A 21,610-nucleotide genomic window follows, 5' to 3' on the forward strand; every position below is an offset into this window, starting at 1 on the left:
TTTGTGAAAATCACACTCTGTCTATTTAGAAGTCGAGCAATACGACTTACTTTGGTTTTTCTGTATAACGTTTAAGAAGTTGGTAACGAAAGTATTACTTTGACGCAGTGCATCTCGATGATCTCCGCCATCAATCGTTTGATAAATGGTTGGTTTTTTTAATTTACATAACTGTTGGTAATAAGCATATGTTCCTCTCGGGTCAACTAAATGGTCTTTAGAACCCTGCACGATCATTAACGGTACAGTCGGCACCATATTTTCAATGGACTGCTGTTTTAGATAAGCCAAAAGAGGTTTTAAGTCTGCATCAGCTTTAAATATGCTCGAAGGAGATTTCTTCAAATCAGATTGAAGTTCAGATAAACAGCGGCTACGTCCTTGAGTCAGCACAGTGTTCATTTCTGGACTGACTAAGTTTTCAGGAACAATGCTTGGTTCGGCTGCTTGTGCGCCCAATAATACAATCGGGAAAAAAGCAGCCACACTAGGTTCTGGGTTCGGATTAGTTTTCACATATTCTGCAATACCTTCATATTGATAACCGCCTGGCGCAAGCGCAATCGCTCCTTTTAAATCCAGTTCAGGCGCATCTTTTTGGCCATAAGCAGATACTGCAATTGCCGCAGCCCCACCTTGGCTATGTCCCATGACTAACCACTGTTTATTGAAATCTTTTGGCTTCAACACATGTAATGCTCGTACGGCATCGACCACCGTATGCAGTTGGCTTTTTGCATTCATATAAGGATGCCCACCCGGTGTACCTAAACCCTGATAATCAGGTGCAACAACTGCGTAGCCTCGTGCAAGCCAACTATCTAAAGCTTTAGAAGCAACTTCTTGATATGAATGAACTGGGCCACCCACATAGTCACCCGAAGGTGCACAGGTGTCAGCAACTCCTGTCGTACCATGTGCCCAAGCAAGTATAGGCCAGCCATTTTTAGGCGGTGTTCCTTTCGGTAGTAAAATAAATGCTGAGGTAACGATAGGTTCACCGTTCACACCTCGACTACGATAATTTATTAACAAACGCTGATCGGCGTGAGGAAATAAATTCGTTACATCTTGCTGTGCTATAGACAGTATTGAACCTGGTTTATCGTTCACAATTTGCTTGTTCAAATCTGTAATTGACGCAGTCATAGCAGAGCCAGACACTAAACAAGCACTACTAAATAAAATTTTAAAAAACGAATTACTTTTTTTAATCAAGGGATTACTCCTCTACTTTCTAATCATTTCAAGTTGAACTTATAAAAAATATGCCCCTATTGCATATAACGAACCCAACAAGAGGCAAATGAAAGAACTTATATACCAAAATAGATCACTATTCCCACTAAATCTAGCCTTTAACCACGGAAATGCCAAACCACGCAAAATAAATATAATGGCAACGAGAGAAATAATAATTTTTTCAAATGGCAAACTGATAAAGTCACTTGCTGCACAAAAAGCATAAAAAGAAAAAATACAAAGAATAAAACCAACCGAAATTGCCATAAAATTCGGATACCAATCACCTCTTTCAACCATCTGGACAATACTTTTTCCAGCCCCTAAAAACCGAAAACCATTTGCTCCCCAGAACACACAAATAAAATGAAGTAATGCAGCGCAGAATGTTAATACCGCAGCAAGATATAGTGAGACGTTCGGAAGTAAGTTCATTAGATTTTATAGTAGTAAATATATATGAGACTTATTATACTCAACTATAAAATATATAAAACTTATTAATAGTTAAAATGAGATTTAGCTTGATATTTAAAATATTAAATACCAAGCACAGATCATCTAATTATTTGCTCTCAAACTCTTTAAAATCAGCTTTTCTGATTTTTGCGTGAATACCTTTAGTTTTATCTACAACTTGTGAAACTTCAAAATCTGTTGCAGCACTTAAATACGCATATGCCGTCGCTTCATCAATACCATATTCTTGGTTTAAGAAACGGATGGCTTCACGTGTAGATTTCCTCATCGCCTCATCTAGATCTTCGTCAAGTCCCGGCGTAATCCAAAACTCAGCATTTTCAGCTAAAGGTTGTTTTAGCTCCTTGCCCGGTATTTTGTCTTTACCAGCTTTAAGCAAGGTAAATTTTAGTGTTGCACGTGCTGAAGCTTCGAGTGCCGTTAATGCCACCTCTCCATCCCCTTGCGCGAAATGGCTATCACCCGTATAGAATAATGCGCCTTTGACCTGAACAGGATAATAGGCTGTTGAACCTGCACCTAGTTCATTAATATCAATATTTCCGCCATACATTGCGGGTGGTACAGAGTGAACAGGCTCAGACGTATTGGCTGCTACCCCCATAATTCCCATAAAAGGATACAGCGGGAAACGTATTGATTTACCCGATTCTGTTTTTAATACACCTTCGTACTCACCTTTAGCATTTTTTTCAATTGGGGTGAAAATCGATACATTTCCATAGCGTTCAGGATGCTCAGCCGATGCATTTTCTTGCTTTGCTTTCTTAGGAAACTCACCCACTAAAGCACCTTTACCATGTCGATTTGAAATAACACCGTACGGTACACGCGGCTCAACTTTAAGTACTTCAACTTTTAAAATATCGCCAGGCTGTGCGCCTTCAATTGCAACAGGACCTGTCACAATATGTGGCCCATCTTTATGAAAATCATGCTTTAAATTTGACTGGGTAATTGTTTTTGCTTCTTCCAATATTTCATTAGATTTTACACCTTTCGATTTAAAGAACTTTTCAGCGTTACGCCCTTGGTCTTCAAGCAAACCTTCATGAGAAACCGTATCAAACGTTACAACACTACCCGACGGAACAGTAAGCACAGGTTTAGCATCTCGATTTGGTAAATATCCCCATGTAATCGTATTTAAAGTAGAAGGAACATAATAATTACCTTTATATTCTCCAGTTTGAATTTGAGTAGGCTGTTTTGAAATTTGGTTTAAAACTTTAAAATCATCTGCATGAGTGAGTGAAATGCAAAGTACAGATAAAACCGAAGCTGTCAGCTGTTTAACATTTAACATGATTTCAGAACCTAAATATATGAAAGTTAGAGTAAAGTCCTGAATAGTTAGCAAACATTATGCCAAAGCTAATTTTTTATAATATGTAAAAGGAATTTAATGTTTATAAAAAATAAATAATTTTTTTAGATTTAAATACTTATCTTCAAATAAAATTAAAAGTACGACTTAAGTCTAAACCAAATATCTATTTTCATTTTTATTTACGAACGTTAAATATTCTTGATCATTTCTATCATACATAAATATGTCTAGTGCATATAATGTCCTAATTTAGACCACTAATAATATTATTTCAAAATAATATAAACAAGAACATAATAATATATTATAATTTTACATCACTTAAATTTAAAAACCCTGAATAACTTTATTCAGGGTTCATATTTTATATAAGTTATATAGCTTATTAAACTGTATGACCCATACGTTCGCCCATCACAACAACAGACTCAGCTTTAAAACGCTTTTCCCACTCGACCTTATCTTTTTCAAATAAGATAACAGCCGTAGAACCTAAATAAAAACGGCCAAGCTCAGCACCTTTTTCTAGCTTTAACTGATGATGTTGTAATTCGATACGACCCGAAGGCTTTACCTTGCCTGTTGCTACAGTTTCAATACCAGCAACAATCATAGCGCCGACTAAAACAACGGCCATACGTCCAAGCTCAGTATCAAACAAACACACCATGCGTTCATTACGGGCAAATAATCCCGGTACATTTTCAGCGGTCACCTGATTTACTGAAAATAGCTCACCCGGTACATACAACGTTTCAGTTAATGTACCTGCAAATGGCATATGAACACGGTGATAGTCGCGTGGCGAGAGGTAAACTGTTGCAAACTCACCTTCTTGGAAAGGTTGAGCAAGTTGTGGGTCGCCAATGAGTTTCTCTACAGAGAAGCTTTGGCCTTTTGCCTGAAAAACTTCGCCAGCAGTAATTTTACCAATTTGTGAAATAGCGCCATCTGCTGGTGAAACAATGCTATCTGCATTTTCGTCGACCAAACGTACGCCATCTTTTAAAGCACGGGTAAAAAAGTCATTAAAAGATTTATATTTCAGTGCATTGCCTTGTTCAGCAATCGATAAATCAATCCCGTACTTAGTTTTAAATGCTTGAATAACAGCAGTTTTTATAACTGGATTTTCACTCGCAGCAACTTTACCCACTACACGGCTCAATTGATGTTGAGGAACAAGATTTTGTGCCTTAATAAATAATTCTTTTTTTAATCGAGATGTGAAACTCACGACGGTGATTCTCCAGTAATAATAGGACTATCGAGGCGATTGCCCCATTCACTCCACGCACCATCATAGGCTTTTGCTTCCCAACCCAAAAGTCTAGCCAAAATGTAGGCCAAACCGGAACGGTGATGTGACTGGCAGTACACCACTACAGGTTGCTGTAAATCGAACCCAAGTTGTTCAAGGCGCTGCCGCGTGCGTTCAAGCGGATGCAATTTTAGATGATTTTGACGATTAAGTGCAGTACTCCACTCAAAATGAAGGGCATTTGGAATGTGACCACCGCGTCGCGCTGCTAAGCGGATACCACTATATTCATCAATTGTTCTACAGTCCCATAACTGAACACTTTCTTGCTCGACTTGCTTTCTTAGTTCCTCATAGTTCACTCGGTACTGAGCAGCATGCGATAAATCAATTTGAATTAAATCGGTAACAGGAGAAACTTTTTCGACTTCTGCCGTTGTGGGTAAGCCTGCTCCTAACCATGCATGAATACCACCATTAATTAAACTGGTACGCGTAAATCCTAAGCAATGTAAATTCCAGATTAAACGCCCAGCCCATGCCCCACCTTCATCGTCATAGACCACAACGTGATGATTTGGTGAAATATTCAATTTTTCAATCAGCGCTTGTAAACCCGATTCATCAGGCAAGATACCAGTGGCTTCTTCATGTTGAGCCACCAACCATTTAGGCTGTAAATGAATGGCATGTGGAATATGAAGTTGCTCATAAACAGATGCACGGCTCAAATCCACAATACGGATATATTCATTGCCTAAATAAGGCACTAGCTCTTCGGCTTCTATGAGTAAATCAAGTTTAAAATCAGGAGGGGTCATCGTCATGGTTACTTTTTATACCAGCTTAATTTCATCTTAGCATAAGCTTATATCTATCAAACTCTGATTTTCTGCTACCGTTTAGCAAAAAATCAGATATAAACATTCTTAAGCGCCAAGTCTTTGCCAAGTCGTCAAACGACATTGTCATTAAACAGCTTCATCAAGCTCTTCAATTTGGAAAACCTGACGCAAATAGGCCAAGAACGTATCGTTGTCGGTCATGGTCTTTCCTGGGCTATCCGAAATTTTGGCAACCGACTGACCGTTACACTCAACCAGTTTCAACACAATATTGAGCGCTGTTTGCCCCATATCGTTGGTCAAATTGGTTCCAATACCGAAACTCACCTGAAAACGATCTTTAAAGTATTGGTGAAGCTCCCATGCCTTTGGCAAATTGAGTCCATCACTAAAGGTGAGCATTTTGGTTTTAGTATCAATTTTTAACTTACGATAATGCGCGTAGGCTTTATCGCCCCACTCATATGGGTCACCACTGTCGTGACGTAAGCCATCAAATAGTTTAGCAAAATACAAATCAAAATCTCTGAGGAAAGCATCCATACCAACAACGTCAGTCAAAGCAATTCCTAAGTCTCCACGGTACTCTTGTACCCATGTTTCTAAAGCAGCTTTTTGAAAGTCACGTAAGCGCACATCAAGGGCCTGAAACGCTTGTAGGAATTCGTGCGCCATGGTTCCAATTGGCGTGATATTTAATTCTTTAGCAAGCAAGACATTACTTGTACCACGGAACACATGTGGGACAGTTTTATGAAATGCAGCCACGACATGTTTTTGCCATTCAAAGCTATAGCGACGGCGTGTACCAAAGTCGGAAACTAAAAATGGAGGATCATTCGGCTGTTGAGATTTTTCGTATTGCTGAATTAATTCGAGTTTTGCTTTTAAACGGCGTTCGCCCTCGGCCCAAACTTCATCTGTTCGAATGCGGCTAAAATATAACTCGTTTACAATCGCCAGCACAAAAATCTCGAACATCATGGCCTGAACCATCGGCCCCTCAATACGAATATCTAGACGGCCTTCGGCATCTATACTGGCTTGAATAAAACGACGTTTGAGTTGGAATAATTCTAAATAATCGACAAAATCACTTTTAATAAAACGCAATTTTCTTAAGTATTGCAATTCGTCTTCTTTATATTTGAGATTACATAAATGGTCGAGTTGCTCATTTAAGTCATCCAAAATATCCACTAATGGATAAACAGTATCTTCTAAGTTTCTGCAACGAAAATGATAGACGCTATGAGTTTGCGGAAATTTGTGCAAAACCACTTGTAGCATCGTAAATTTGTACAAGTCTGTATCAAGTAAAGAATGGATAATTGGAGACATAGTCAATGATTATTCGCTTGCTTCTTTGCATTAAAGCATATTTTTATAGATGAATTATGGGCTTTTATACCATTGTTGCAACTCCATGAAATTTCCTTTTAAAAATCATTTAAATTAATTTCTGCTAAACTGCATCAATTCAAACAATTGCAGAAAATCTCTCTAACAATGCGCGCTTTAATACAACGAGTTCTTGAAGCTAAAGTGGTCGTAGACGGTGAAACGACCGGCGAAATCCAGCATGGCTTATTGGTTTTTTTAGGAATAGGCCGAGATGATACCTTCGCCATGGGTCAGAAGCTTATCGATAAAATTTTGAAATATCGTATTTTTGATGATGAGCAAGGCAAAATGGGCTGGAACGTCTCTCAGGCAAATGGTGGGATTCTGCTTGTTTCTCAATTCACCCTGATGGCTCAAACCCAAAAAGGTTTACGTCCCGACTTTGGCCCAGCTATGCCACCTAGCGATGCAAAAGCACTCTATGAACAGTTGGTTGAATATACCCGTTCACAGTTTGAAGAAGTTCAAACAGGAATTTTTGCAGCCGACATGAAAGTACATCTCATAAATGATGGACCAGTCACTTTCAATCTGGAAGTTGAAGCATAAATATAAAAAAAACTCCCAAATGGGAGTTTTTTTTATTTCTGGCAATTAACGTCCAGTTTTCTCTTTAATAAAAGCACGCGCCTGACGTACTTTTTCTTTTACTGGTTTTGGTAACTTAGGTGGAATGAGCTTAGCTGCTTGGTTAAACCAAACAAGCAAGCTGAAATCGCCTTCCATTTTAATGCTACCGTTTTGCATACCTGTCATAAATGCAGTTGGGTCGCCTTTTAATAATGTTTTTACACCTTGTTCACTATCTGCAAATTGCAAAATAAAGTCAGCTTTTTCAGGTGAACCCGCGACTGTGTCGATGTGACCATGGTTAATAATAATTTGGCGAGCAACACCTAAGTCAGTACCAATTTGAATACGAAATGCACGGTCATGAACTAGTTCAATAAACTTAGGACTTGTACGTGCCAACTGTTTCATACGAAGTGCCAAACCTGCTACCAATAAATCCAACGGGTCTGTACTAACATCAACAAGTGGTAACTTAACTACAGGTATAGAAGAAAGTTTCATGAACATTCACGCCTATTGTATTTTTATGAAAATCTTGGGGCAAAACTCGACAAGGGCTTCCCTTTGACTGTTTTGTGCATCGACTGATGATATTCTAATTGGCAACGCAATCTATATATGAAACGTCAACAGACCACGCTATCGTAGCATAACTGGCTATTTTTTAATAAATGCTTTGTATAATAAAAATCATGTTTTCGTAAATAAAAAAGGCATGCTGTGCATACCTTTTTAGCGTTAGATAATACTTTAATTATCGGCTAGAACATTGCTGTTGGTCATCTTCATATACTGGCGTATGTTCTATATATTGGCGATTTGCCAAAGCCTTTTGTGCCTGTTTATCCTCACGTAATAAAACAAATGTGACCATTACCATCGCTAGACTTAGTGCAGTTAAATAACTATATGTGACTGGCATTTCAAAAGTGACTTGAACTCCAAAGCGGACCACTTCCAATAGCCCCCAAAAAAACATCCCTGCAAGCATAAAACCAAGCCAACGACGGTAAGGAGAAAAGAAAACAGCAACAAGCGCGACAGCAATTAAGCTGAATCCGGCGATAGCGGCAAAATTCGCTGTTACCATAGAAACCTCCGTCTTAATGAAAACGTCTAAAAACATTCGGTCTGAACTTCAGACCTCATTCCAAAAACAACTTTAATTCATGATTTGTGTTGAAGCTTAGAAAGCATTATGGATGTTTTTTTTTAGAAAAAAAGACCTGTTATTTGTCGATGCGACACACTTTGTCGCAACATTCTTTTGTCATTACATTTTTCTAAATTTCAAAAAGTTCTACGTCCTATATGGCATCAATTCTGGCGTGTCATTACAAAAAACTATGCTGTTTTTTTATCTGAAAATAAGTTTTTTTCAGTTTTTTTTATTGCCTTTTTTCTGTGCATAATTTTGTCATAACTTGCTTGTTTTTATGACTATTCTGCATAAAAAAAGCGCTACTCTTGAGCAGCGCTTACTGATTGTTCAGTATTATTTAAGCACGGTTCAAATCTTTGTCATGCATACCGAGTAAATACAGTACACCATCTAAACCAACGCTTGAAATCGCCTGATTCGCATTTTGGCGAACAAGCGGTTTAGCACGATACGCTACGCCAAGTCCGGCAATCGCAAGCATTGGTAAATCATTTGCGCCATCACCGACAGCCATTGCCTGCTCTAATGAAATATCAAGTTTGTTGGCAAGCTCACGTAATAATTCAGCTTTACGTGCGCCATCAACAATTACACCTTTTACTTCACCAGTTACAACGCCATCTTGTACGTCTAAAACGTTGGCATGAACTTCATCAATACCTAATTTACCTTGTAAATATTCAGCAAAGTATTGGAAACCGCCTGATAAAATAGCCGTTTTATATCCAAGTGCTTTTAACGTTGAAATAAGGCGTTCTGCACCTTCGGTAATTGTTAAACGCTCAGCAATTTTAGGTAAAACAGCAGCATCCAGACCTTTTAATAAAGCAACGCGTGCGCGGAAGCTTTGCTGGAAATCAAGTTCACCTTGCATTGCTCTTTCAGTAATTTCAGCAACTTGTGCGCCTACCCCTGCTTCAATCGCCAATTCATCAATCACTTCTTGCTCAATTAAGGTTGAGTCCATATCGAAGCACACTAAACGGCGGTTACGTCGATAAGCGTTGTCTTCTTGAACAGCAACATCAATATTTAATTCGCTTGAAAGAAGTAAACATGCAGCACGCATTGCTTGTGCATCTAAAGTTGGACCACTGCTTAAACCGAACTGTACACAAGCGCGACGAGGCAATGTACTGTCCTTTTCAATGTCTACACGACCTGATAAACGGGTTACAGTTTCGATGTTAAAGCCTTGGCTAGACACAATTTGTGTAACGGCTTGTAAGTGTGCAGCAGTAAGCTCTGGTGCCAAAGCCGTGACGATATAACGGGTTCGCCCACCTTCACTTACCCATTGATCGTATTCTGCGCCCGAGATTGGTTTAAAGCGCACTGTTAAGCCAATATCATGTGCTAAAATCAAAATCTCTTTCATTGCCAACGCTGTCGCAGTTTCATTATCTGAAGCGACCACGATGCCCAATGTCAGTTGATTATGAATAACGGCCTGACCTACATCCAGTATTTGCAATGAATGTACGGATAGTACTTGCATTAATCGGGTAAACTGGTTTGGTTGGTCCGGTCCTAAAAAGGATATAAGAATGATTTCTCGCATGAATTGACTCTAGTCTGAGTGACAACTATTGTAAGAATCATAATCGAATTTCAATATAATTGCCTTGGAAGTTTAACTTGATTGCGCCTAGACAAGGGCTATTTGCTAGCCTACTGATCATTAGTTTTGCATTGCATACCTTTTTATTGGTGATTGCAACGACACACCAGCTCAATGAAAACCGTGCGAGCCAAGGTCAGCTCATGACCAGCCAACTCGTAGCAGACAGCTTATCTGAGCTTGAACCTGCCAATACGGTATCTTTGGCTCTTATTGCCAATCGCTATGCGACCAATCCAAGTGTGGCATCTATTCGCATTCTTGATGCCAATAAACAAGTCCTAGCGACAAGCGGCATGTCAAAAACTCGCGAAGGCGAAGTTTTTGTTCGTGATGCTCTTCAAAACGAGAAGAAAGTCGGTTCTATTGAAATTACGCTTATTCAACCAAGTATTGGCGAAATCCTTCGTACCCAATGGCTGGCGATTTTAGCTTCGTTATTCTTACATGTTTTATTATGGCTTGCTTATCGTGCCATCGCTCGTCCAACCCGTAGTGAATACCTAGCACGTATTAACGAAGAAAATCGTTTAAAACATGAGATTCAAGAGTTAACTCAAGCTCTCGCGCTTGAAAAACAAAATACAGTAACTTTGGTTGCACAAGCTCAGCAACAAGCTAAAGCGAAACCACTTGTTCGCCCACAACCAGAAAAAAGCACAGAATCTACAAACCAAGATAGTTTGGCACTCAACATTCAGTTTTATGACCCTAAACAGTTATTAAGTAGTGTTAACCAGTCTGTTTCTATACCTTATTTCAAACTTTGCCAGCTCTTCTTAAATAAAAGTATCGAGCTATGCACAAAGCATTATCATTTAAAGACTACAGATATTGAGGTCGTAGATGAGTTTCATGCAGAAGGCGCAACACTCGCAATCTCAACCTCACATCAGCACGCTGTAGAATGTCTTCTTATGGTGGGAACAGTTTTCCAATTACTATCAGACGTTTTATATAAACGTTACCGTGAAGATAAACGCTTTGCACTACAAACGCGTAGTGCTGTGTGTCATGCAGTAGAAGCAATGCAAATTGATGCCAAAGAAGCAGCTCAGCGTTTAGCACAACATCTGCATGCTAAAGAGTCTGCGCTTTATCTAGATAATGATCAGCTTAAAGCAATTCAAGACAGTTATCAGCTTGTTGCAATGCCAAACCCGAGCAATATTATGACTCGTCATGCATTTATGATTAATGGTATGAATGCTGAATGTGCAGAGCTTGCCCAAAATATTCGAACTGAAATTTTGATGGGCAAAAAATCAATTCCACAAAATGATAGCCCGAGCAGTGCGGCATCTTAAAAGTCATTGTGCGCATTCAAACCTAGCCTAAAGGCTAGGTTTTTTTATTTAAATTCATGGTATTTATAATCAAGAATTTTATTTTCTTATGCTTTATTGAGATAAGTAAATCCAGATCTATTATGTTGAGATGTAAATTTGGATAAATCAGAATCATAGGCAAAATTCTCTAAACAGCGTAAACTATGCAAAATTTATTAAATAGAAATTGTCTTACGACAAAAAAAGGTGAAAGCGAATGCCGCTGAGTCGTGTTGAAGATCTTGTCGCCGATATTCGTGCAGGCAAAATGGTTATTTTGATGGATGACGAAGATCGCGAAAATGAAGGTGATCTTGTCATGGCAGCAACGCATGTGCGTCCTGAAGATATCAACTTCATGATTACCCATGCACGTGGTCTAGTTTGCCTAACGTTAAGCCGTGAGCGCTGTAAACAGTTAAATCTACCTTTGATGGTTGATCAAAACGGCGCTCAGCACAGCACAAACTTTACGTTATCAATCGAAGCTGCCGAAGGTATTACAACAGGTATTTCAGCAGCAGAGCGTGCGCATACAATTCAAACAGCTGTCGCAGCGCATGCAAAACCAAGCGATATCGTACAGCCGGGGCATATTTTCCCACTCATGGCTCAACCAGGTGGTGTTTTACATCGTGCAGGCCATACCGAAGCAGGCTGTGATTTAACACGTTTAGCAGGTCTTGAACCAGCTTCAGTCATTTGTGAAATCATCAATGAAGATGGCACAATGGCACGTCGTGCAGATTTAGAAATTTTTGCTGAGAAGCATGGTCTAAAAATTGGTACAATTGCCGACCTAATTCACTACCGTATGACCAATGAGCAAACGGTTGAACGTTTGGATCAAAAAACCATTCAAACTGAATATGGTGCATTTGAACTTTACCGTTATCGTGAGATTGGTAATCCGGACATTCATTTGGCTTTGGTTAAAGGCGAGCCAAAAGAAGGTGTTACAACAGTACGTGTTCATGGTTTCAGTCCAATTCGCGATTTGCTTAAGCTCAATAAAGCTGATGGTGAACCTGCGTGGAATCTAGACCGTGCACTACAGACAATTGCAGCGAGTGATCGCGGTGTTTTAGTATGGATCGGCCAAGATCATTTGCAAGACTTGGGACCAGCGTTGGATGATTTAAATAAGCCAAAACCGGTGAAATCCAATGCAGCACTTTCACATCAATATCAAACGATTGGTGTCGGTGCTCAAATTTTGCGTGATTTAGGTGTTGAAAAAATGAAGCTTCTTAGCTCACCATTACGTTTCAATGCTTTATCTGGCTTTAATTTAGAAGTAGTGGAATATATCACTGCTGATCAAATCACAACGAAATAATCGAGGTTGCTATGGCAATTCGCCGTATTGAAGGTTTATTACATCTCGCAAGCGAAGGTCGTTATGCGATTTTAGTGGGTCGTTTTAACAGCTTTGTTGTTGAACACTTATTAGAAGGCGCGATCGACACATTAAAACGTCATGGCGTAAATGAAGATAACATTACTGTTATTCACGCTCCTGGCGCATGGGAACTCCCGATCGTTGCTAAAAAATTAGCTACATCAAACCAGTTTGATGCGATTATTGCACTTGGTGCAGTAATTCGTGGCAGCACACCACACTTTGACTTTGTTGCTGGTGAATGTGCGAAAGGTTTAGGTGTAGTTGCGTTAGAAAGCAGCTTGCCTGTTATCAATGGTGTATTAACTACTGACAGCATCGAGCAAGCAATCGAACGCTCAGGTACAAAAGCAGGAAACAAAGGTAGCGAAGCTGCTTTAACTGCAATTGAAATGGTTAATTTATTAAAGGCAATTTAAAGCATGTCTCAAACACTGCAAGCCGCTTATGCAGCAAAACGCAAAGCACGTCGTTTTGCTGTACAAGGTATTTATGAGTGGCAAATGAGTCACAACCCTGTACATGAAATTGAAGCACGTACACGTGCGGAAAATGCAATGCACAAGGTCGACTTAGGCTATTATCACGAACTACTGACTCAAGTCATTGCTCAACGTGAAGAACTTGATGCATTACTTATTCCGGTACTTGACCGGGAACTTAGTGCACTTGATGGCGTGGAACTTGCGACTTTACGTTTAGGTGCTTACGAGTTACGTGATCATTTAGAAATTCCATACCGTGTGGTACTTGATGAAGCAATCGAGCTCGCTAAGCATTTTGGCGGAGCAGACAGTCATAAGTACATCAATGGTGTATTAGACCGTCTGAGTTCGACACTGCGTAGCGCAGAAAAACAGCAAGCAGATTAATAGGCTTGATGTTCTATGGCTGAGTTTTCAATTATTGACCAATATTTTAATCGACAATCAAATTCAGATGTCGCACTTGGTATCGGTGATGACTCAGCCTTAATTACTCCCCCTCCAAATCAACAATTAGTGATTTGTGCAGATACACTGGTTGCTGGCCGTCATTTCCCTCTAGACACCTCTGCTCATGCTATTGGTTGGAAAAGCGTTGCTGTAAATCTTTCAGATATTGCTGCAATGGGTGCTAAACCCCATAGTATTTTACTTGCAATCAGTTTACCTCAAGTTGACCATGAGTGGCTTGAAGGTTTTAGTCAGGGAATCTACGATTGTTGTAATCAGTTCGGTGTTGCCTTAATTGGTGGAGATACCACCCAAGGTCCACATCTCACTATTACCGTTACCGCAATGGGCTGGATAGAAACCGGCAAAGCCGTGTTACGTTCAGGCGCAAAAGTCGGTGACTATGTTTGTGTGAGCGGACAAGTTGGAGATGCAGCTTATGGTCTTCAGCATTTGGGACATCCGCTGCAGCAAAGACTCGATTATCCGACACCACGTTGTCAGCTTGGGCAAGAACTTAAAGGACTTGCCTCTAGCATGATTGATGTTTCAGATGGTTTAGCGCAAGATTTAGGACATATTTTAAAAGCATCTAAGGTTGGAGCACGACTTGCCTTAGAAAAATTACCTGTTGACCCAGTATTGCAACAATTAAAAGAACAACAACGTTGGCAATATGCGCTTGCAGGTGGTGATGACTACGAATTATGTTTTACAATAACACCGCAAAATTATGGAAAACTTTTGCAAAAACAACTGGACGTTAAGATTACAATGATTGGACAGATCGTTGAACAAACAAAACTAACTTTTGAGCATTTGGGTTCAGATTACCCGCTGCAAATTCATGGATACCAACACTTTGCATAAACCGCCGATTCATTTTAAGAACATGTCTTGGTTCAACCGCTGCATCGTTTTCTGTGGGGTTGGTTTTGGATCTGGTCTCGCCCCTAAAGCACCGGGTACTTTTGGCTCTGCTTTTGCCTTACTTTTCATTCCTATTTGGCTATCTCTCGGATTTAACTTAAGTTTAATCGCTATTCTCATCATGTCTTTGGTGGGTATTTATATTTGCGGTCAAACAGCAAAGGTTATAGACGTACACGATGATGGTCGAATTGTGTGGGACGAATTTGCAGGTCAATCTATTACTCTCCTGCCTTTAATATTTTTTAATATAATGTCGTTACAATGGGCACTAATTGGTTTTTGCTTATTCCGCCTGTTTGATGTTTGGAAACCTTGGCCAATCCGTGTGGCTGACCAGAAAGTTGCTGGCGGCTTCGGAATTATGCTGGACGACATCATTGCAGGGCTTTGGGCGGCACTATGTATCATCATATTTATTACTTTCTGGGGCGTAACGCCATTTAAGTAGGTTTACTCATGTCAACTACCGTCATTATCCTTGCTGCAGGCAAAGGAACGCGAATGCGTTCACAACTACCTAAAGTATTACAGCCTTTAGCTGGCCGCCCGCTACTAGGACATGTTATTAAGACAGCAAAACAACTATTAGCAGAAAATATCATTACCATTTATGGACATGGCGGCGATCACGTAAAGCAGACGTTTGCACAAGAAAACATTCAATGGGTTGAACAAGCAGAACAATTAGGTACAGGTCATGCGGTACAAATGACTTTACCGGTACTTCCTAAAGACGGTATTTCATTAATTTTATACGGTGATGTTCCTTTAGTTCGTCAAACAACGCTAGAACAACTTGTTGAAGTATCAAGTAAAACTGGTATTGGCATGATTACTTTACATGTCGATAACCCAACAGGTTATGGCCGTATTGTTCGCCAAGACGGCAAAATTCAAGCGATTGTTGAACATAAAGATGCAACTGATGCTCAGCGCCAAATTCAAGAAATCAATACAGGTATTTACTGTGTAAGCAATGCAAAACTTCATGAATGGTTGCCTAAGCTTTCTAATGAAAATGCACAAGGCGAATACTATTTAACTGACATCGTTGCTATGGCGGTTGCAGATGGTTTAGAAATTGCCTCTATTCAACCAGAACTTGCTTTTGAAGTTGAAGGGGTTAATGACCGCTTACAACTTGCGGCACTTGAACGGGATTTTCAGCAACAGCAAGCAAAAGAACTTATGCAACAAGGCGTAACTTTTGCCGACCCTGCCCGTTTTGATTTACGTGGTTCTGTGAAAGTTGGACACGATGTTCGTATTGACGTAAATGTCATTATCGAAGGTGACTGTGAACTCGGTGACTTTGTAGAAATCGGTGCTGGTTGTATTTTGAAAAATACAAAAATTGCAGCAGGAACCAAAGTTCAAGCCTATAGTGTTTTTGATGGTGCAATTGTGGGTGAAAACACTCAAATTGGTCCATTTGCACGCTTACGCCCGGGCGCTAAATTGGCGAACGAAGTACACATTGGTAACTTCGTTGAAGTCAAAAACACAACCATTGGTCTTGGTAGTAAAGCTAACCACTTCACCTACTTAGGTGATGCCGAGATCGGTGCTGACTCAAATATTGGGGCAGGTACAATTACCTGCAATTATGATGGTGCAAATAAACACAAAACCACTATTGGCGATGCAGTGTTTATCGGTTCTAATAGCTCGCTGGTTGCGCCTGTGACTATTGGAAATGGAGCAACAGTCGGTGCGGGTTCTGTGATTACGAAAGATGTAGCTGAACAAAGTCTCTCCTTTGAACGTGCTCAACAAATTTCTAAAGCAAATTATCAACGTCCCCAAAAGGTTAAAAAATAAGAGGATTGAAGTATGTGTGGTATCGTCGGAGGCGTTGCAGAGCGTTGTGTAACCGAAATTCTAATTGAAGGTTTAAAACGTCTTGAATATCGCGGTTATGATTCAGCAGGCGTTGCTGTACTGAATAATGAAGAAGTTTTACGTGAGCGTCGTGTAGGCAAGGTGATTAATCTTGCCGATGCAGTTGCTGAACACCAGCTCACTGGGGTAGTTGGTATTGCTCATACACGTTGGGCAACACATGGTAAACCAACTGAAAATAATGCTCACCCACATATGTCGGGTAAAGTGGCAGTCGTTCACAACGGTATTATCGAAAACTATCAAGAGCTTAAAGATGATCTTCAAGCTTTAGGATATGTGTTTACCTCTCAAACAGATACAGAAGTTGTCGCTCACTTAGTTGCAGAAGCACTAAAAAGCACTGACAGCTTACTTGAAGCAGTACAATCTGTTGTTCCTCAGCTTAAAGGTGCATACGCACTGGGTATTATCCATAGCGATTACCCAGATGAGTTAATCACTGTACGCGAAGGTTCACCACTTGTGATTGGTGTAGGTATTGGTGAAAACTTTATTAGTTCAGACCAACTTGCGCTTTTACCTGTAACTAACCGTTTTATGTATTTAGAAGAAGGTGATATTGCTCGCCTGACTCGTACTTCAATTGAAGTATTTGCAAACGGTGAACTTGTTGAACGTCCAGTGAAAGAGCTTGACGCAACAGTAAGCAATGCTTCAAAAGGTGAATACAAGCACTACATGCTCAAAGAAATTTATGAGCAACCAGAAGCAATCAAACAAACGATTTCTCAAGCACTTGACGGCAACAGCTTACGCGAAGATTTCTTGCAAAATGCTGAAGCAGACTTTAGCAAAGTTCAAAGCGTACAAATTATTGCATGTGGTACAAGTTATCACTCAGGCATGATTGCGAAATATTGGTTTGAACAACTGATTGGTGTGCCTTGCCAAGTTGAAATCGCAAGTGAATTCCGCTACCGCTCACCTGTAATTGTTGAAAATACGCTTTATGTCTGTATTTCTCAATCAGGTGAAACAGCCGATACTTTAGCTGCATTACGTGAAACTCAAAAACGTGCTAAAGCAAACAAGCTCAGCATTCAAACTTTGACTATCTGTAACGTTGCTACGTCTTCAATGGTACGTGAAACTGATCACCACTTATTGACCCTTGCTGGGCCTGAAATTGGTGTTGCATCAACGAAAGCGTTCACGACTCAGCTTGCTGCGCTTATGCTACTCGTCTTAAAAATTGGACAAGTAAAACAGCGTATTAGCAATGTCATGATTGAAGAGATTGCTCGTGAATTGTGGCACAGCCCGAAAGTCATTCTTGATACGCTTAAAAATAACGATGAAATTTTACGTTTATCAGAATTGTTCGTTGAAAAACAACACTGTTTATTCTTAGGCCGTGGCACACACTATCCAATCGCATTGGAAGGTGCATTAAAGCTTAAAGAAATTTCATATATTCACGCAGAAGGTTATGCGGCTGGTGAGTTAAAACACGGCCCATTGGCACTTGTTGATACTGAAATGCCAATCGTGATTCTTGCGCCAAACGACGAAATGCTTGATAAGCTTAAGTCGAATATGGAAGAAGTTCAGGCGCGTGGTGGTGAATTATTCGTTTTCGCTGATGAAAATAGCGGTGTAGTTGAAAAAGATCGTCAACACGTTGTACAAATTCCAGCAGTAAACGAATGGCTTGCACCAATCATTTATAGCGTACCAGTTCAGTTATTGTCTTATCACGTTGCTGTATTACGTGGTACAGACGTTGACCAGCCACGTAACTTGGCGAAGTCAGTAACTGTAGAGTAATTCAAAAAATATCATTATTAAGGCATCACCTGCTTTAATAATTGATTGATTAAGCCCGATATGTATAACTGCATATCGGGCTTTTTTATTGCTTGATTAAAAGGATTGATATAAAACAAACCTAAAAATAAAAAATGGAAAAGTAAGTTCCTGTATAAGGCTCTATTATCGATATGACTACTAGTCTAAAGAGTCGTTATAACATAAGATTACTACTACCTGTTAAGCCCCCACTGAGTCAATGAAACAAGATACTGTCATTCAAAAAATATGGAGTTTATGCAATATACTAAGAGGTGATGGCATTACCTACTATCAGTATGTGTCAGAACTTAGCTACTTATTGTTTCTTAAAATTGCACAGGAAAATGGTTCAGAAGTACTTATCCCTGAAGGTTATCGATGGGTTGATCTAGAATCTCATGAAGAGAAAGGATTATTGGGATTCTATCAAGAGTTGCTTACTCATTTAGGGGCAAATGTTGAAAATGAAGTTATAAGAGATATTTATGCATTCCCTACTACAGTTTTTTCCCATTCTGAAAATCTAAAAGCTGTTATAGATGGCATTTCCAAAATTGAATGGCATCAAGTAGGAAAAGATGGATTTGGTGACCTTTACAGTGGTTTAATTGACAAAAGTGCTCAGGATACCCGTTCGGGTGCTGGACAGTACTTCACTCCACGCTCTCTAGTTAATAGTATAATAAGATTAGTACAGCCAAGCCTTGGTAACTTAATTCAAGACCCTGCGACAGGAAGTGGTGGTTTCTTAGTTTCTGCTGATAGCTATATTCGAACCAAATATTCACAAGAAGAATATCAAACTACTCCCCCTAAATATCAAGGAGTAGAAATAGAGAAAAATACTCGTCGAATTTGCTTAATGAATACCTTTTTACACAATTTGGATGCAAACATTATTTATGGTGATGCACTGACTGATGACGTAGCTGAATTGGAAGAAGCCGACATAATCTTAGCCAATCCCCCCTTTGGCACCAAGGCTGGTGGACAACGTCCTTTACGTAAGGATATTCCATTCCCTAATACAAATAAGCAATTCGCTTTTTTACAGCATATTTATTTGGGACTTAAACCTGGTGGTCGTGCGGCTGTAGTGTTACCTGATAATGTATTGTTTGAAATAGGTGTCGGGACCGAGATACGCCGCGACTTAATGAATAAATGTAATCTGCATACTATCTTGCGGCTACCTACTGGCATATTTTACGCACAAGGCGTTAAAACTAACGTCTTATTCTTTACTAAGGGTTCTATTAAAGACAAATATCAGCAAGAGAACTGCACTGAAAATGTGTGGATATATGACTTGCGTACCAATATGCCTAGTTTTGGTAAACGTACACCCTTTGGTAATTCTGACATTGGCTTTATTCCAGAAGACTTTGGTATAGATCCACATCTTGGGCCATTCGAAAAAGTATTTGGAGATAAACCTGATGGCACTAGCATCCGAACTGAAGGTGAATACAGCTTTGACGCTTTAGAGACTGAAGTAGATAAAGACCTCCAAAATGAAAATCAAGATATTAATGAACAACTAGCCCATTCTCGCTGGCGTTGTTTTAGCCGGGAATGGATTGCTAACACTAAAGGTGATTCGCTAAATATTTCATGGCTAAAGGATAAAAAGAGTGTTGATATCACTAATTTGCCAGAGTTAGAGACCTTGGTGTTAGAAGCAAAGGAAGAATTGGAAATCGCGATGAATGAACTGAATGAACTATTAGCTACGTTAGAAGGAGCAAATTCATGATTTCAACCAATTCATGCGGTTGGCTAGAGCTAAGAATTGGGGATATCGCAGAAATTGTTGCAGGAGGAACACCTGCAGCTAGTAATCCAGAAAATTTTAAGGAGGCTGGTACAGGGATTGCTTGGTTAACACCAGCAGACCTGAGTGGGTATTCTGAAAAATATATTAGCTTTGGCGCCAGAGATTTAAGTCAACAAGGTTATGATGCAAGTTCAGCAAAAATATTGCCTAAAGGAAGTCTATTATTTAGCAGTCGCGCACCAATTGGATATGTAGCCATTGCAAAAAATGAGATTTCAACGAATCAAGGATTTAAGAACTTCGTTTTTCCAGATGGTGTTGATTCAGAATATGCTTATTATTATCTTAAAAGTATTAAAGATGTAGCTGAAAGTATGGGGTCAGGGACGACCTTTAAGGAAATTTCAGGATCTACTACAAAAATGCTACCGTTTTTACTTCCCCCCTTAGCTGAACAGAAAGTTATTGTTGAGAAACTTGATGTTCTACTGGCGCAGGTAGAAATCGTCAAAGCCCGCCTTGAGCGTATTCCTGATATTCTTCAAACTTTCCGTCAAGCTATCTTAGCAACTGCTGTTAGTGGGAGGTTGACATCAGCTATATCGGCTGAAGCAATTGCAGAAGATACAGTAAAATTTGAGAACATTCTCAAGGATAAAAAGCATCTTTCTTATGGTGTATTAAAGCCTGGCAGTTTTGATCCCAATGGGGTACCAATGCTTCGTGTCATGGATATTGGGGAATGGGGGAAATACAATGATACGGAAGTTTTTAAAATTTCAAAAGAACTATCTAAAGAGTTTAAAAGAACCATTGTTGAACCAGGTGACATAGTTTTATCAGTAATGGCAACAATTGGGAGACCTGCTGTTATTCCGCCTAATTTAAGTGGAGCAAATGTAAATAGAGCTTTGGCTGTAATTAAGTTAAAGAGTGATATTATTCCTGAATATATCCTACTTCAATTACTTTCACCAAACTTTCAATCTGCATTTGTAGATAAGCAAATTGGCTCTGCACAAAAACGAATAAACTTATCCGATTTACGCCAATTTGATATTTGGCTTCCAACAGTTAATACCCAAACCGAAATCGTTCGCCGTGTGAAAGAACTTTTTACCTTTGCTGATAGTATTGAAAAAAAATCCAATGCCGCTTTAATGAGGGTTAATAAACTGACTCAATCTATTCTGGCTAAAGCTTTCCGTGGAGAACTTACGGTCGATTGGCGAGCTGCCAATCCTGAATTGATCAGTGGTGATAATAGTGCTGAAGCTTTGTTGGAAAATATTAAAGCAGAACTAAAGGCTATAACAAGACAACTTAAGCCAAAACGCCCTACTGAAAAAAAGAAGACAGGAAACTGTATGACTAAACAGATACTTAATGTAACTGATGCTTTAAAACAAGTTGGAAAACCACTTAGTGGTCAACAGTTGTTAATGGCAGCTGGCTATCCGCTTGATAGTAGCACAGATCAACTTGAACAGTTCTTTCTAGACATTCGAAATGCTCTTGTTATCGAAAAGTCTATCGTAAAGCTTGAGCGTGATGGAAATAGTCAAGATTGGTTCGCATTAGTTAAAGATAGCCAATAATAAATAAAATAAGAGTTAAGGAC

General features: G+C 39.5%; 20 protein-coding genes. 11 read left to right on the forward strand and 9 right to left on the reverse strand.

The features are described from left to right. Positions 1 to 21: 21 nt before the first annotated feature. The 6 genes from B554_RS0114130 to pncB form a co-directional block, all read right to left on the reverse strand. Entirely contained in the window at positions 22 to 1,218 is a 1,197-nt protein-coding gene (locus B554_RS0114130; protein ID WP_019458565.1) for an alpha/beta fold hydrolase, read from the reverse strand. A gap of 39 nt (positions 1,219 to 1,257) precedes the next feature. Beyond that, on the reverse strand, positions 1,258 to 1,677 hold the full coding sequence (locus B554_RS0114135) for a hypothetical protein (protein ID WP_019458566.1): 420 nt from the start codon (positions 1,675 to 1,677) through the stop codon (positions 1,258 to 1,260). Between the two features lie 130 nt (positions 1,678 to 1,807). Then, on the reverse strand, positions 1,808 to 3,028 hold the full coding sequence (locus B554_RS0114140; RefSeq protein ID WP_019458567.1) for an acetamidase/formamidase family protein: 1,221 nt from the start codon (positions 3,026 to 3,028) through the stop codon (positions 1,808 to 1,810). A gap of 409 nt (positions 3,029 to 3,437) precedes the next feature. Further along, positions 3,438 to 4,289: an archaetidylserine decarboxylase gene (asd, locus tag B554_RS0114145; RefSeq protein ID WP_004704831.1), complete on the reverse strand. Its 852-nt coding sequence runs from the start codon at positions 4,287 to 4,289 to the stop codon at positions 3,438 to 3,440. Continuing rightward, entirely contained in the window at positions 4,286 to 5,134 is an 849-nt protein-coding gene (locus B554_RS0114150; protein WP_019458568.1) for a sulfurtransferase, read from the reverse strand. The genes asd and B554_RS0114150 overlap by 4 nt, the downstream gene beginning before the upstream one ends. A gap of 150 nt (positions 5,135 to 5,284) precedes the next feature. Further along, positions 5,285 to 6,499, reverse strand: coding sequence for a nicotinate phosphoribosyltransferase (gene pncB / locus B554_RS0114155; RefSeq protein ID WP_019458569.1), 1,215 nt, complete (start codon positions 6,497 to 6,499; stop codon positions 5,285 to 5,287). A 168-nt stretch (positions 6,500 to 6,667) separates the two neighbouring features. Here pncB and dtd point away from each other — a divergent pair, with 168 nt between their 5' ends. Next, entirely contained in the window at positions 6,668 to 7,111 is a 444-nt protein-coding gene (gene dtd, locus B554_RS0114160) for a D-aminoacyl-tRNA deacylase (RefSeq protein WP_019458570.1), read from the forward strand. A 45-nt stretch (positions 7,112 to 7,156) separates the two neighbouring features. Here the strand turns inward: dtd and B554_RS0114165 are convergent, their stop codons facing one another. From B554_RS0114165 to serB, 3 genes are all read right to left on the reverse strand, one after another. Next, a complete protein-coding gene (locus B554_RS0114165) occupies positions 7,157 to 7,636 on the reverse strand; it encodes a hypothetical protein (protein ID WP_019458571.1) in 480 nt (159 codons plus the stop codon). A 253-nt stretch (positions 7,637 to 7,889) separates the two neighbouring features. Beyond that, entirely contained in the window at positions 7,890 to 8,225 is a 336-nt protein-coding gene (aciT, locus tag B554_RS0114170; protein WP_004704819.1) for a ciprofloxacin tolerance protein AciT, read from the reverse strand. A 409-nt stretch (positions 8,226 to 8,634) separates the two neighbouring features. Beyond that, positions 8,635 to 9,858 (reverse strand): phosphoserine phosphatase SerB, encoded by a 1,224-nt coding sequence (gene serB / locus B554_RS0114175; RefSeq protein WP_004704817.1) that lies wholly within the window; start codon positions 9,856 to 9,858, stop codon positions 8,635 to 8,637. 59 nt (positions 9,859 to 9,917) lie between these two features. On the opposite strand from serB, the gene B554_RS0114180 reads away from it, so the two are divergent. The 10 genes from B554_RS0114180 (at position 9,918) to B554_RS0114225 (ending at position 21,587) form a co-directional block, all read left to right on the forward strand. Further along, entirely contained in the window at positions 9,918 to 11,225 is a 1,308-nt protein-coding gene (locus tag B554_RS0114180) for a hypothetical protein (protein WP_077165321.1), read from the forward strand. 238 nt (positions 11,226 to 11,463) lie between these two features. Further along, positions 11,464 to 12,585, forward strand: a complete 1,122-nt coding sequence (gene ribBA, locus B554_RS0114185) for a bifunctional 3,4-dihydroxy-2-butanone-4-phosphate synthase/GTP cyclohydrolase II (protein WP_019458573.1) — start codon at positions 11,464 to 11,466, stop codon at positions 12,583 to 12,585. A gap of 11 nt (positions 12,586 to 12,596) precedes the next feature. Next, positions 12,597 to 13,067 (forward strand): 6,7-dimethyl-8-ribityllumazine synthase, encoded by a 471-nt coding sequence (gene ribE / locus B554_RS0114190; RefSeq protein ID WP_001007829.1) that lies wholly within the window; start codon positions 12,597 to 12,599, stop codon positions 13,065 to 13,067. A gap of 3 nt (positions 13,068 to 13,070) precedes the next feature. Further along, positions 13,071 to 13,520, forward strand: coding sequence for a transcription antitermination factor NusB (gene nusB / locus B554_RS0114195; RefSeq protein ID WP_004704812.1), 450 nt, complete (start codon positions 13,071 to 13,073; stop codon positions 13,518 to 13,520). A gap of 15 nt (positions 13,521 to 13,535) precedes the next feature. Further along, the gene (thiL, locus tag B554_RS0114200; RefSeq protein ID WP_019458574.1) at positions 13,536 to 14,453 is read left to right on the forward strand and encodes a thiamine-phosphate kinase; all 918 of its coding nucleotides are present in this window, start codon (positions 13,536 to 13,538) and stop codon (positions 14,451 to 14,453) included. Then, on the forward strand, positions 14,431 to 14,964 hold the full coding sequence (locus B554_RS0114205) for a phosphatidylglycerophosphatase A (RefSeq protein ID WP_019458575.1): 534 nt from the start codon (positions 14,431 to 14,433) through the stop codon (positions 14,962 to 14,964). The genes thiL and B554_RS0114205 overlap by 23 nt, the downstream gene beginning before the upstream one ends. An 8-nt stretch (positions 14,965 to 14,972) precedes the next feature. Continuing rightward, on the forward strand, positions 14,973 to 16,337 hold the full coding sequence (glmU, locus tag B554_RS0114210) for a bifunctional UDP-N-acetylglucosamine diphosphorylase/glucosamine-1-phosphate N-acetyltransferase GlmU (protein WP_019458576.1): 1,365 nt from the start codon (positions 14,973 to 14,975) through the stop codon (positions 16,335 to 16,337). 12 nt (positions 16,338 to 16,349) lie between these two features. Next, on the forward strand, positions 16,350 to 18,188 hold the full coding sequence (glmS, locus tag B554_RS0114215) for a glutamine--fructose-6-phosphate transaminase (isomerizing) (RefSeq protein ID WP_019458577.1): 1,839 nt from the start codon (positions 16,350 to 16,352) through the stop codon (positions 18,186 to 18,188). Between the two features lie 241 nt (positions 18,189 to 18,429). Next, the gene (locus B554_RS0114220) at positions 18,430 to 19,968 is read left to right on the forward strand and encodes an N-6 DNA methylase (protein WP_019458578.1); all 1,539 of its coding nucleotides are present in this window, start codon (positions 18,430 to 18,432) and stop codon (positions 19,966 to 19,968) included. Further along, the gene (locus B554_RS0114225; RefSeq protein WP_019458579.1) at positions 19,965 to 21,587 is read left to right on the forward strand and encodes a restriction endonuclease subunit S; all 1,623 of its coding nucleotides are present in this window, start codon (positions 19,965 to 19,967) and stop codon (positions 21,585 to 21,587) included. The genes B554_RS0114220 and B554_RS0114225 overlap by 4 nt, the downstream gene beginning before the upstream one ends. Positions 21,588 to 21,610 lie beyond the last annotated feature (23 nt).

This window comes from Acinetobacter sp. GG2 (genome assembly GCF_000292385.1).
GTDB lineage: Bacteria > Pseudomonadota > Gammaproteobacteria > Pseudomonadales > Moraxellaceae > Acinetobacter > Acinetobacter seifertii.

Bases quoted from the DNA above. Each gene is read 5' to 3' on its own strand.
- B554_RS0114135 (WP_019458566.1), bottom strand. From the start codon at position 1,677: ATGAACTTACTTCCGAACGTCTCACTATATCTTGCTGCGGTATTAACA.
- B554_RS0114140 (WP_019458567.1), bottom strand. From the start codon at position 3,028: ATGTTAAATGTTAAACAGCTGACAGCTTCGGTTTTATCTGTACTTTGC.
- B554_RS0114150 (WP_019458568.1), bottom strand. From the start codon at position 5,134: ATGACCCCTCCTGATTTTAAACTTGATTTACTCATAGAAGCCGAAGAG.
- pncB (WP_019458569.1), bottom strand. From the start codon at position 6,499: ATGTCTCCAATTATCCATTCTTTACTTGATACAGACTTGTACAAATTT.
- dtd (WP_019458570.1), top strand. From the start codon at position 6,668: ATGCGCGCTTTAATACAACGAGTTCTTGAAGCTAAAGTGGTCGTAGAC.
- B554_RS0114165 (WP_019458571.1), bottom strand. From the start codon at position 7,636: ATGAAACTTTCTTCTATACCTGTAGTTAAGTTACCACTTGTTGATGTT.
- aciT (WP_004704819.1), bottom strand. From the start codon at position 8,225: ATGGTAACAGCGAATTTTGCCGCTATCGCCGGATTCAGCTTAATTGCT.
- serB (WP_004704817.1), bottom strand. From the start codon at position 9,858: ATGCGAGAAATCATTCTTATATCCTTTTTAGGACCGGACCAACCAAAC.
- ribBA (WP_019458573.1), top strand. From the start codon at position 11,464: ATGCCGCTGAGTCGTGTTGAAGATCTTGTCGCCGATATTCGTGCAGGC.
- ribE (WP_001007829.1), top strand. From the start codon at position 12,597: ATGGCAATTCGCCGTATTGAAGGTTTATTACATCTCGCAAGCGAAGGT.
- nusB (WP_004704812.1), top strand. From the start codon at position 13,071: ATGTCTCAAACACTGCAAGCCGCTTATGCAGCAAAACGCAAAGCACGT.
- thiL (WP_019458574.1), top strand. From the start codon at position 13,536: ATGGCTGAGTTTTCAATTATTGACCAATATTTTAATCGACAATCAAAT.
- B554_RS0114205 (WP_019458575.1), top strand. From the start codon at position 14,431: ATGGATACCAACACTTTGCATAAACCGCCGATTCATTTTAAGAACATG.
- glmU (WP_019458576.1), top strand. From the start codon at position 14,973: ATGTCAACTACCGTCATTATCCTTGCTGCAGGCAAAGGAACGCGAATG.
- glmS (WP_019458577.1), top strand. From the start codon at position 16,350: ATGTGTGGTATCGTCGGAGGCGTTGCAGAGCGTTGTGTAACCGAAATT.
- B554_RS0114220 (WP_019458578.1), top strand. From the start codon at position 18,430: ATGAAACAAGATACTGTCATTCAAAAAATATGGAGTTTATGCAATATA.
- B554_RS0114225 (WP_019458579.1), top strand. From the start codon at position 19,965: ATGATTTCAACCAATTCATGCGGTTGGCTAGAGCTAAGAATTGGGGAT.